11 protein-coding genes are annotated in these 11,832 nt (G+C 69.6%); 4 read left to right on the top strand and 7 right to left on the bottom strand.

Annotation, left to right across the window (positions count from 1 at the left end; genetic code table 11):
* Window positions 1–14 precede the first annotated feature (14 nt).
* Window positions 15–323, top strand: a complete 309-nt coding sequence (locus G7B67_RS09745; protein WP_166211538.1) for a hypothetical protein — start codon at window positions 15–17, stop codon at window positions 321–323.
* A 9-nt stretch (window positions 324–332) separates the two neighbouring features.
* On the opposite strand, the gene G7B67_RS09740 is transcribed toward G7B67_RS09745, so the two are convergent.
* The gene (locus G7B67_RS09740; protein ID WP_166211535.1) at window positions 333–1,487 is read right to left on the bottom strand and encodes an anhydro-N-acetylmuramic acid kinase; all 1,155 of its coding nucleotides are present in this window, start codon (window positions 1,485–1,487) and stop codon (window positions 333–335) included.
* A 474-nt stretch (window positions 1,488–1,961) separates the two neighbouring features.
* A complete protein-coding gene (locus tag G7B67_RS09735) occupies window positions 1,962–3,401 on the bottom strand; it encodes a M23 family metallopeptidase (RefSeq protein WP_166211532.1) in 1,440 nt (479 codons plus the stop codon).
* Between the two features lie 227 nt (window positions 3,402–3,628).
* On the opposite strand from G7B67_RS09735, the gene tyrS reads away from it, so the two are divergent.
* Window positions 3,629–4,849, top strand: coding sequence for a tyrosine--tRNA ligase (gene tyrS, locus G7B67_RS09730; protein WP_425482436.1), 1,221 nt, complete (start codon window positions 3,629–3,631; stop codon window positions 4,847–4,849).
* 205 nt (window positions 4,850–5,054) lie between these two features.
* Here the strand turns inward: tyrS and G7B67_RS09725 are convergent, their stop codons facing one another.
* From G7B67_RS09725 to G7B67_RS09705, 5 genes are all read right to left on the bottom strand, one after another.
* The gene (locus G7B67_RS09725) at window positions 5,055–5,861 is read right to left on the bottom strand and encodes a hypothetical protein (RefSeq protein ID WP_166211526.1); all 807 of its coding nucleotides are present in this window, start codon (window positions 5,859–5,861) and stop codon (window positions 5,055–5,057) included.
* The gene (locus G7B67_RS09720; protein WP_166211524.1) at window positions 5,858–6,229 is read right to left on the bottom strand and encodes a hypothetical protein; all 372 of its coding nucleotides are present in this window, start codon (window positions 6,227–6,229) and stop codon (window positions 5,858–5,860) included. Before G7B67_RS09720 ends, G7B67_RS09725 begins: the two co-directional genes overlap by 4 nt.
* 16 nt (window positions 6,230–6,245) lie before the next feature.
* Complete coding sequence (locus G7B67_RS09715) at window positions 6,246–6,635, bottom strand: MAPEG family protein (RefSeq protein ID WP_166211521.1); 390 nt, start codon at window positions 6,633–6,635, stop codon at window positions 6,246–6,248.
* Window positions 6,636–6,780: 145 nt separating this feature from the next.
* Entirely contained in the window at window positions 6,781–8,514 is a 1,734-nt protein-coding gene (locus G7B67_RS09710) for a M28 family metallopeptidase (protein WP_166211518.1), read from the bottom strand.
* An 85-nt stretch (window positions 8,515–8,599) separates the two neighbouring features.
* Window positions 8,600–9,286, bottom strand: coding sequence for a DUF4097 family beta strand repeat-containing protein (locus G7B67_RS09705; protein ID WP_166211515.1), 687 nt, complete (start codon window positions 9,284–9,286; stop codon window positions 8,600–8,602).
* Window positions 9,287–9,466: 180 nt separating this feature from the next.
* On the opposite strand from G7B67_RS09705, the gene gpmI reads away from it, so the two are divergent.
* Window positions 9,467–11,029, top strand: coding sequence for a 2,3-bisphosphoglycerate-independent phosphoglycerate mutase (gpmI, locus tag G7B67_RS09700; protein WP_166211512.1), 1,563 nt, complete (start codon window positions 9,467–9,469; stop codon window positions 11,027–11,029).
* Window positions 11,026–11,832, top strand: an 807-nt coding sequence (locus G7B67_RS09695) for a murein hydrolase activator EnvC family protein (RefSeq protein ID WP_425482434.1), incomplete at its 3' end; no start/stop codon positions are given. The genes gpmI and G7B67_RS09695, both read left to right, overlap by 4 nt.

Genomic DNA, 11,832 nt, shown 5'->3' with positions numbered 1-11,832 from the left:
CGGAGGGCCGCCGGATGACCGACATCGTGCTGCGTGACATCGATCCGATCCTGGCCGAGCGCATCCAGCGGCTGGCCGACGCGCACGGCTGGGACATGCCCGGGACGCTGATGCGCATCCTCGAGCGCGGCCTCCACGAATGCGAAGTCGATGGCGCGGTGCGCCTGGCCGACCACGAGGCCAGTGTGCTGCAGGCGGCGATCCAGGCGCTGGAGCAGGTGCCCAGCGACCCGGGCTTCGCGCTGATCGGGCGCGCGGTGCCGCCCAAGCCCGAACCCGCGCAACCCGACCAGTCGATCAGCGACGACTTCGAACTGAAATAGCCCGCACGCTCAGGCCAGGTGGATCGCGCCGAGGATGCGCGGCCCACGCGCGCCGGTGACCGCCGGCAGGTTGCCCGCGCGGCCGGCGAGGGTCTGCCGCGCCAGCCAGGCAAAGCCCATGGCCTCCACGAAGTCCGGATCCACGCCGTAGCGCGCGGTCGACTCGACCACCACCCCCGGCAGGCGCGCGGCGATCCGCGCCAGCAGCTGCGGATTGTGCACGCCGCCGCCGCAGGCGAGCACGCGGTTGGTATCCGGCTGGGTCGCGAACAACGCGTTGGCGACACTGGCGGCGGTGAGTTCGAGCAGCGTCGCCTGCACGTCCTGCGGCGCGCGCGCGGTGTCGCCCAGGCGCGCCTGCAGCCATCGCAGGTGGAACTGCTCGCGGCCGGTGCTCTTCGGCGGCGGCAGCGCGAACCACGACTCGTCCAGCAGCGCAGCGAGCAGGGCGTCGTCGACCTGGCCGCTGGCGGCGAACGCACCGTCGGCGTCGAACGCGGCACCGGTATGGCGCAGGCACCAGGCATCGAGCAGGGCGTTGGCCGGCCCGGTATCGAAGCCGCGCACGGCGCGATCCATCGCCGTCGCGCCGGTCCCCGCACGCGGCAGCAACGTCAGGTTGGCGATCCCGCCCAGGTTGAGCACCGCGCGCGACTCCCCGGGCGCGGACAACAGTGCGGCGTGCAAGGCCGGCAGCAACGGCGCGCCATGGCCACCGGCGGCGACGTCGCGGCGGCGGAAATCGGCGACCGTGGTGATGCCGGTGCGTTCGGCGATGACGTCGCCGTCGCCGATCTGCAGCGTGAACGGATGGGCCGCCTCGGGCCGGTGGCGCACGGTCTGGCCATGCGAGCCGATCGCGCGGACCGCGCCCGGCGCGATGCCGTTCTCGCTCAATAGTGCCAACGCGGCATCGGCGAAGGCGTGCGCCACCTGCACGTCCAGGCTGCCGTATTCGTCCAGCGAGGTGCAGTCGCCGCCCTGGCCCAGGTCCACCAGGCGTGCGCGCAATGCGCCGTCCCAGGGCGAGGTGCGACCGGCGACAAGCGCGCAGCGCGCGTGTTCGCCGCCATCGGCAAACCGCACCAGCGCGGCATCGATGCCATCGGCGCTGGTGCCGGAGATCAGGCCGAGAAAGAGGTGTTCCTGATCGAACTTGGGCATCGTGCGCGGATTACCTTCGCTCGTCATTCCCGCGAAGGCGGGGATTTCGGCAGCTGGATGGCTGACCATCCAGCGACTCTGGTGTCGCGACATCATCGCGTCCAGCGTCTTCGTCTTCAATCGTTTTTGGCTCGTCTTCCCCGCCAAGCGGTGAGCCATCGTTCTGCCCGTCATCCCAGCGAAAGCTGGGATCCAGCGTCTTTGTGTTTCGGGATGGAATGCAAACATCAACCGCTTTCGCCTTCGGCGAGTTACTTTTCTTTGAAAGGCTGCAAAGAAAAGTAACCAAAAGAAAGCAGCCTTCCCCGATCACGGCGCACTCGCCTAGCGGGTGTCAAGGTGATTTTCCGACTCGCCATCCATGGCTCGGTCGGAAAACGTCGCACATCCTGTGCGACGCCCTCCGGGTCTGCATCCTTCGTCGCCGGCTTGTAACCGGAAAGCAGAAGCGCACGCACCGGGTTGGGTTCGTGATCAGGCCTTCTTGCGGCCCTTGGTCACCGGCGTCGCATCGGCATAGATCACATCCTCGACCTTGCGGATCTTCGCCAGCGCGGTGCCGGTCTGGGCGCGGAACTGCGCCAGCGCCAGGCCGCGCAGCGGCTCGGGCGGCGGCATCGTGATCGACAGCGGATTGCGGTGCACGCCGTTGACGCGGAATTCGTAATGCAGGTGCGGGCCGGTGGCCAGCCCGGTCATGCCGACGTAGCCGATCACGGTGCCCTGCGCGATGCGCTGGCCGACGTGCTCCTTGCCGAAGCGCGACATGTGGCCGTAGAGGGTGGTGTAACCGTGGCCGTGGTCGAGGATGACCACCCGGCCGTAACCGCCCTTCCAGCCGACGAACTGCACGCGCGCGTCGCCCGCGGCCTGGATCGGCGTGCCGGTGGACGCGGCGAAGTCCACGCCCTCGTGCATGCGCATGCGGCCCAGGATCGGGTGGTAGCGCTTGCCGAAGGTCGACGTCAGCCGCGCGTAGGGGATCGGCATGCGGATGAAGCTGCGCTTGAGCGGGCGGCCGTCGGCGCTGTAGTACTCGGCCTTGCCGTCGTGCTCGAACCGGAAGCCCGAGTACAGCTTGCCGCCGACGGTGAACGTCGCCGCCTGCACCGGACCGGTGCCGACCAGCTCGCCGTCGCGCCACATCTCGTCGACCACGACGCTGAAGCGGTCGTTGGCGCCGACGTCGTCGTTGAAGTCGATGTCGTACTTGAAGATGTCGTCGGTGAGCGTGTTGATGTTCTTCGCCGACAGCCCGAGCTTGCGTGCCGAGTGGTAGAGCGAGCGGCCGACCTGGCCGCTGAGCACCACCGTGCGCACTTCGGTCGGGCGCTCGATCACGTGTGCCTGCACCTCGTCGCCCTGCAGCGACAGCTCGACGCGATGGGTGGGGTCGCGATCGAAACGCAGCGTGCGCAGTTCGCCGGGTTGCCCGTCCGCGCCGACCGGCAGGTCCAGGCCCAGGACGCTACCGGGTTTGAGATGGGTGAGGGCGTCGCGGGCGGCCGGCTGCGCAAGCAGGCGGTGCAACGTGGCGGCGGGAATGTCGAACTGGTCGAAGATCGACGCCGCGGTCTGGCCCGACTGCACCGTCACCAGCTGCCAGCTGTCGCCGGGCCGGCTGCGCAGCTGCGCCAGCGGCAGCGACGGCAGCGCCAGCGCCATGGTCGTGCGCTGGGCCAGCGCCGGGGACGGCAGCGGGACCGAGAAGCCCGGGACGATCGCGGCCACCAGCGCGCCCAGGGTCGCGAACAGGCTCGCGTGCGCCCAGTGCCGTCGCGTCCAGCGGCCGTTGAAGGCGCCCGGCAGGCGCTTGGCCAGCACCTTCCGGTGCAGCACGGCTTCGCGTAGCTTCTCCAGGCGCGCACGCCGTGTCTGGCTGCTCTCGTTGCGATCTGCTTGCGATGGGCTCATCGGGGGATCTCTCGCCGACGTGATGGGCACGTCAAGCGGGTACCATAGTGGCGCGAAAAGTGCGCGTCAAACCCTTGAACGCATTGGGTTTTTCCCAGCCCCGCATTTAACTTGAGGTTAACGTCAACTTCACGACGACGGTCACGCAACGCGCGCGACCGCCCGCAGGAACCAGACACGTGCCAGCGTTCACCCCGGCCCAGGGCCGCAGTCCGGACCCCACCGTCATCGACGAGGCCATCGCCCGCATCGGCCGTGGGGCCGACGAGATCCTCAAGCCCGACGAACTGCGGGCGCGGCTGGCAGCTTCAATGGGCGCCGGGGGCCGCCCGCTGCGGATCAAGGCCGGCTTCGACCCGACCGCGCCGGACCTGCACCTGGGCCACACGGTGCTGCTCAACAAGCTGCGCCAGTTCCAGGACCTCGGACACCAGGTCATCTTCCTGATCGGCGACTTCACCGGGATGATCGGGGACCCGACCGGCAAGAACGCCACCCGCAGGCCGCTCACCCGCGAGGACATCGCCGCCAACGCGCGCACCTACGCCGAGCAGGTGTTCAAGGTGCTCGACCGCGCGCGTACCGAGGTGCGGTTCAACTCCGAATGGTTCGACGCCATGACCGCCGCCGACATGGTGCGGCTGGCCGCGCAGCACACGGTGGCGCGCATGCTCGAGCGCGACGACTTCGCCAAGCGCTATGCAGCGCAGCAGTCGATCGCGCTGCACGAGTTTTTGTATCCGCTGGTGCAGGGCTACGACTCGGTCGCATTGCAGGCCGACGTCGAGCTCGGCGGCACCGACCAGAAGTTCAACCTGCTGATGGGACGCGGGCTGCAGGAACACTTCGGCCAGAAGCCGCAGATCGTGCTGACGATGCCGCTGCTCGAAGGCCTGGACGGCGTGCAGAAGATGTCCAAGTCGCTGGGCAACTACATCGGCATCGACGAGCCGGCGATCGACATCGTCACCAAGACGATGAAGATCGGCGACGCGCTGATGTGGCGCTGGATCGAGCTGCTCAGTTTCGACATCGACGCGGCCGAGGCGACAACGCTGCGCGCGCAGGTCGATGCCGGCCGCAATCCGCGCGACGTCAAGTTGCGCCTGGCGCGCGAACTGGCGGCGCGCTTCCATGGCGAGGCGGCCGCGGACAACGCCGTTGCCGGCTGGAACGCCGCGGTGCGTGGCGAAGGCGACACCGCAACGCTGCCGCTCACCGACGTCGCGGTGCCGGCCGAAGGCCTGCGCATCGCCGCATTGCTGACCGCCGCCGGCCTGACGCCGAGCAACTCGGAAGCCAACCGCAAGCTCAAGGAGCGCTCGGTGCGGATCGACGGCGAGATCGTCGAGGACGCGCAACGCGTGTTCCTGCCCGGCTTCACCGGCGTCCTGGCGATCGGCAAGCGCAACTTCGCCCGGGTGCGGCTGGTCACCGCGACCCCGTAGCCCGGGCAATCGCAGCGCACCCGGGGCGGCTGCAATCCCGGAGCATTGCTTGCGCGCCAGGCTCACCGTGATCTCGAGCAGGCGCGCTGCGGAGCGCACACGAATCCCGCGCCTGCGACAGCCCAGGCGGCGCTGCGCTTGCCCGGGCTACGGCCCGGCGCGCGGGGCGAGCGCCAGGCCGGCCCATCGCCGGCCAACGCGTTGGCTAGGGTCCGGGCGGCGGCCCGCTGCCAGACAGCGCACGCACGACGGCCGCATCGTCCGGTTCCCAGCCCGGCGGTGGCGGCCAATGCCCTTCCGCCATGGCGCGCGCCAGCACCGTGGCGACTTCGCCCTGCGTCCATTGCCGGGTGATTTCGCCTGCGGGAATGCCCTGGTGGAGCCACATTTCCTGCGTCAACCATGACACCTGTCGCCAGCGTTCGCGATAACGCACGCCATCGGCGCCACCGGGGCTGAGATCCAGCAACATGTGCCAGGCCAATTTCTGGTCAAACAGCGTATTGCCGGTCGCAATCAGCGACAGCAGGGCAATGCAGTCGTGTCGCACCGTGCCGGACGGGTGGGACCTCGCGCCGCAGGGCTTCAGCGCGCCGTAACCAGGGGTGGTGCCGTACGCGAATTCGGCATTGACAGCGTCGAAGTCCGCCCAGTCCGCGGCAGTGGGTGGCCGCCCGAAGTTCTTTTGCATCGATGCAAGCGCGCGGGGAGTCAGGCAGCTGGCCGGCATAGGCAACGACGCAATGGCCGCGCGCGCATGCAGGAACACCATGCCGTGATGCGGCTCGAAGATGCGCGCGGCGGCGGCGCGCTGCAGTGCTTCTTCGTAACCCGGCCGGTCGTGCTTGCGCAATGCGGTCCCCATCGCCAGCAGCCACACCGCGGCGTTGTCGGGCTCGAGGAACGCGAGGTGGCGCCATGCTGCCGTGCATTGCGCGCCTTCCGAACAGTGGATCGCCGCCAGCCAGGCCAGTTCGACGCTTGCAGGCCAGCGCTGGCGCGCTGCCGTCACTCGCGCCTGGCGTCCTCCGGCGCCGAAAGCGACAGCCGCATCGTCAGCAGGGCATGTTCGAAGGCATCGTCCGGCGTACGCGGAACACCCATCTGCCCGCGCCGTCGCCGCAGCCGGGCGCGCCACGCGTCCGCGCAACGCAACTGCTGTGCCTCGACAAGCGGCTCGACGTCCGAATCCTCGACCCCGGGCGCCGGACGCAACGGGCGCAAAGCGGTCACGCGTCGCTGCGCGGCAGGTTTCCAGGCCGACGCCGTGATTGCAGGCGCGAGATGGGTGGCAGTCACGCGCTCGGTGAGCGACCCGCAGGCCATCGCCAACAGCACGGCAATCACCCAGGGCGCGATTTGTCGCTTTGGATTGCGCATGCGGCGGAAACAGGCGTCAGGCGATAGCCCGCGCCGCCTGCGCCATCAGCCAGAACACGCACGCAAAGCCGCCGAACCACACCAGGCTGCGCAACGCGTGGATGCCGAGGATGTAGAACACGCCGTGCAGCACGCGCAAGACGACGAATGCGATCGCCAGCTGCGAAATGCGGGCGGCATCCACGCCCGCGGCCTGCGCCATCAGCACCGCCGCGGCGAACGGCGCGAACGCTTCGAAGGCATTGAACTGCGCCGCATTGGCGCGCTGGCTGCGCGGATTGTCCTGGCGTGCCTGCCAGCCGCGCGGATCGCGATTGTCGTAACGCTGGCCCGACTGCTTGGCGATCGTCACCCAGACATAGGGCAGGAACGCGGCGATCAGGATGCACCAGTAGGCAATCGACATGGGCGAGGCTCCAGGAGGGTCGCGGCAGCTTGCATGCGACGGGCGGGATTGGGAAGCCGGACATGCGAACGGCGCCGCGAGGGCGCCGTTCGGTGGATTGCCGGGACGACGAGTCGCGGCTGAAGCCGTTCCTACCAGGAGTGGCTCACGGTGCGGGCGTTGCCGCGCCGTGGCCGGCCATCATCCTGTCGCGCGCGGCCTTGAACGGATTATTGGGATACCACTGCGGCCACTGCGCGCTGCTGGTGAGCTCGCGGCCGACGCCATAGGCGGCCTTCAACAATGCCACCACCCCATCGACCTTCCACGTCGCCGCGTCGTACTGGTCGCCGGGCTTGTGGTAGCGATGCTCGTTGTAATCCCGGCCCGCCACTTCGCCGGCCGCGGTGCCACCATCGACCAGGTCGTCGCCGCTGCCGATGTCCATCGCCGGCACGCCGGCCTTGGCGAAGTTGAAGTGATCGGAGCGGAAGTAACCGCCGGCTTCCGGATGCGATTCGGCGTGCAGGGTCAGGTTCTGCTTGCCGGCGACGTCCTTGAGCACGTCTTCCAGCTGCGAGCTGCCCATGCCGACAACGGTCAGGTCGCGGGTGGCGCCGTCGACGCCGAGCGCATCGAGGTTGATCACGCCGACGGTCTTGTCCAGCGGCACGGCCGGGTGGGCGACGTAGTACTGGGAACCCAGCAGCCCGGATTCCTCCAGCGTCACCGCCACGAACAGCAGCGAACGCTGCGGCGGCGGCGTCTGGTGCGCGAACGCATCGGCGATCTCCAGGATCCCGGCCACGCCGCTCGCGTTGTCGACCGCACCGTTGTAGATGTTGTCGCCCGGCTCATCCGGATGCATGCCCAGGTGGTCCCAGTGCGCCATGTAGACCATGGCTTCGTCCGGATGCGTGCGGCCATCCAGGCGCCCGACGACGTTGCGCGACTGCTTGTTGACGATCGTGCTCTTGAGGTCCAGCGACAGCGTCGCCTTCATCGGCACCGGCTTGAAGCCGCGCTGGTTGGCCGCCTTGCGCAGCGCATCCAGGTCCAGCCCGGAGTCGGCGAACAGCGCCTTGGCCTGGTCGGCGGTCAGCCAGCCTTGCGCGGGCAGGCGCGGCGCCGGGTCGTCCGCGGCCGGCAGCGTGTACTGCGCGCCGGACCAGGAGTTCTTGACCACGTCCCAGCCGTACGACGCGCCGGGGGTGTCGTGGATGATCAATGCGGCCTTGGCGCCCTGGCGCGCGGCTTCCTCGAACTTGTAGGTCCAGCGGCCGTAATAGGTCATCCGCTTGCCTTCGAACAGCTTCGGATCGTCGACGTGGAAGCCGGGGTCGTTGACCAGCACGACCACCGTCTTGCCCTTGACGTCGAGCCCGGCGTAGTCGTTCCAGTGCTGCTCGGGCGCGTCGACGCCGTAGCCGACGAACACCAGCGGACTGGCCTCGATCTTCACCTCCGGCTGCCCGGTGGTGGTGCCAATGACCATGTCGTCGCCCATCTTGAGCGTGCGCGGCTTGCCGACGACGGTGAGCGTCAGCGTGGTCGACGGATCGGCGGTGGTCTCCACCATCGGCACGGTCTGGAACCACTGGGCGTTGTTGCCGGGCTTCAGGCCGATCCTCTGCATCTGCTGCTGGATGTAGGCGACCGACTTGTCCTCGCCCGGGGTGCCCGGACCGCGCCCTTCGAAGGCGTCGGAGGACAGCACCTTGACGTGCTCGACGAAGTCGCCGGCGTCGATCGCCGGGGTGAAGTCATGGTGGGTGGCGGGGGTGGCGACGGCCGGTGCCGGCGTGGTTGCGGGCGTTGCGGTCGAGGTATCGGTGGTGGCCTTCTGGCACGCGGCCAAGGCGAGGGTGGTGGCAAGGCAGAGCAGCAGGTGACGCGGCATCGCGTGGGATCCCGAAGCAACGGAACCCCGGAGTCTACGCGGCGCGTCACCCGCGGAAGGTGACGCGCTGCGCACAAGCCCGTGCTCAGTCCTGCGGCGGGCGGTCGCCGCTGAAGGCGATCGCGGTGGCCCCGGTGACCTTGCCGATGCGCGCGCTGGAATGCACGTAGAGCCTGACCTCGCGCTCGAACACCAGCGGTCCGTCGACCACCGCGCGCGGGCCAATCACGATCCGTGGCGGGGTGCGCTTGCCGATGCTGATCGGCAGCCAGCTGCTGGTCGGCTTCTCCACCCGCAGCCCGCCGTGCACGTGCGAGTCGACGCCGACGGTGACGTCGCCGTTGACGGTGTCGATGCCGCCGGCGAGGTCGGTGGCCACCAGCCCGATGGCGCCGTTGACGGTGGTGATGTCCTTGGCCACGCGGCCGCCCCGGTCGACGAAGATGCCGCCGTTGACGGTCTCGATGCCGCCGCCGACCTGGCCGTTGGCGTCGACATGGATGCCGCCGTTGACCGTGGTCAGGTCGCCGCACTGCACGTGGTCGGCGACGGTGATGTGGCCGTTGACGGTTTCCGCATCCCCGGTCCTGGCGCCCGAGTCGATCTCGATGCTGCCGTTGACCGTCGACAGGTCGCCGTAACTCTGGCCGGCGACGGCCTGGATGCTGCCGTTGACCTTGTCGATGGATTCGGCGTCGTTGCTGCCGGCAACCGCAGCGGAGGTGGCCAGGCAAAGCGCGAGGGCGAGGAGGGTGGGGCGGAAACCGGTCATGGCGTGGGCCTCTGGCATGCGGGGACGAAGAAGGGATGCGGCGATGGCCGTATCGGTTTAAGCGCGGCGGCGACCGCGCGGCGATCGTGGCCGGCGGGGCATCGCCGTGCAGGGCGCGTGGCGGGCATCCTGCGCGCCTTGGCTACAATCCGGACCTGTCCGAAGTCATAGGCCATCCGCGTGCCCAGCAGCCCGTCTTCCGCCACCGCCGCGCGCCCCAAGCCCGTGGTGCTGCTCATCCTGGACGGCTGGGGCCATCGCGAGGAGCGCCAGGACAACGCGCTGGCGCAGGCGCGGCTGCCGCACTGGCGCCAGTTGCTGGCCACCCGCCCGCACACGCTGATCGAGACTTCCGGCCGCCACGTCGGCCTGCCCGACGGCCAGATGGGCAACTCCGAAGTCGGCCACATGAACCTCGGTGCCGGCCGCATCGTCTACCAGGACCTGACCCGGATCGATGCCGCGATCGGGGACGGCAGCTTCTTCGACAATCCCGCCCTGCGCGGCGCCTGCGACGCGGTGATCGCCGATGGCGGCACCCTGCACGTGATGGGGCTGCTGTCGCCCGGCGGCGTGCACAGCCACGAGCGGCACATCTTCGCGATGCTGCAGCTGGCGCGGCGCGCGGGCGTGCCGAAGGTCGCCGTGCATGCCTTCCTCGACGGCCGCGATACCGCGCCGCAGTCGGCGGCGCCGAGCCTGGAGGCGCTGCAGCGCGAATGCGACACGCTGGGCAATGCCCACATCGCCAGTGTCAGCGGACGCTACTACGCGATGGACCGCGACCAGCGCTGGGACCGGGTGCAACGCGCGTGGGACGCGATCGTCGAGGCACGGTCCGAATTCCGCACCACCGATGCGCATGCCGCGCTCGTGGCGGCGTATGCGCGCGGCGAGACCGACGAGTTCGTCGCACCCACGGTGGTGGTCGGCGATGGCGATGGCACGCCGGTGCGCGATTGCGACGCCGTGGTGTTCATGAACTTCCGCGCCGACCGCGCGCGGCAATTGACCGCAGCCTTCGTCGCGCCGGACTTCCAGGGCTTCGTTTCGCGACGGCCGCGGCTGTCGCGCTTCGTCTGCCTGACCCAGTACGACGAGACGCTGCCGGCGCCGGTCGCGTTCGCGCCGGACGACCTCAGCCATACCTTCGGCGAACTGCTCGCCGAGCACGGACTGACCCAGCTGCGCATCGCCGAAACCGAGAAGTACGCGCACGTCACCTTTTTCTTCAGCGGCGGCCGCGAGCAGCCCCATGCCGGTGAAACCCGCGTCCTCGTTCCCAGCCCGAAGGTCGCCACCTACGACCTGCAGCCGGAAATGAGCCTGCCCGAGCTGACCGCCAGACTGGTCGATGCGATCCACGCGCAGCGTTTCGATGCCATCGTCTGCAACATCGCCAACCCCGACATGGTCGGCCACAGCGGCAACCTGCAGGCGGCGATCCAGGCCGCCGAAGCGGTGGATGTCGCGATCGGCGCGGTCAGCGACGCGGTGGTCGCGGTCGGCGGCGCGCTGCTGGTCACCGCCGACCACGGCAACCTGGAGCTCATGCGCGATCCGGCCACCGGCCAGCCGCATACCGCGCACACGGTCGGCCCGGTGCCGCTGGTCTATGTCGGCGCGCGCGACGTGCACCTGCGCGAAGGCGGCTCGCTGCGCGACGTCGCCCCGACCCTGCTCGACCTGCTGGGCCTGCCCAAGCCCGCCAAAATGACCGGAACCACGCTGCTTTGCCCATGACCCGACGCTGCGGCATGCGTCGGCTGCGACGGCTGGCGTACGTCGTCCTGGCCGTGCTGCTGGTTGCCCCGTCCGCCGCGTCGGCGCAGAGCAGCCGCGATGCGCAGCACAAGCTCGACCAGGTCAAGCGCGAGCTGAAGAGCGTCGCCGCCGAACGCCGGCGGATCGAAGGCCAGCGCAGCACCGCCTCGCAACAGCTGCGCGCGGCCGACGAACGACTCGGCCATTCCAGCCGCGCACTCAGCGATACCGAGCAGCGGCTCGCGCGCCAGCAGGCGTCGTTGCAAGCGCTGCAACAGCAGCGTGCGACGTTGCAGTCGAGCCTGGGCGCGCAGCGGCGCGAACTGGCCGCGTTGCTGCGCGCGGCCTATACCGTCGGCGATGCGACGCCGCTGCAGCTGCTGCTGGCGCAGGACCGGGTCGCCGACGCCAACCGCGTGCTGACCCTGCATCGCTACCTGCAACGTGATCGTGCCCAGCGCATTGCCGCGTTGACGGCGCAGCTGCAGCAACTCGATGCCGTCGAGCAGGAGATCCAGGACACCCGCGCGCAGCTGGCGGCGGACAAGCTCCAGCAACGCGCGCAGCTGCAGCAGCTGCAACGCGATCGGCTGGCGCGCGCGCAGACGGTGGCGCAACTGGACCAGCGCTATCGCGATCGCGCCGGGCGCGAGAAAGCCCTCGGCCGTGACGCCAAGGGCCTGGAACAACTGCTGGCGCAATTGCGCGCGGCCGCCGCGCGCGAAGCCCAGCGCAAGGCCGCCGCCGCGCAGGCCGCGCGCGATGCCGCCCGCCGCGACGCC

It is taken from the genome of Cognatiluteimonas telluris (assembly GCF_011320095.1).
Taxonomy (GTDB): Bacteria; Pseudomonadota; Gammaproteobacteria; order Xanthomonadales; family Xanthomonadaceae; genus Cognatiluteimonas; species Cognatiluteimonas telluris.
Note: the sequence above shows the minus strand (reverse complement) of the source record. Positions and strands in the feature narration are given on the sequence as shown.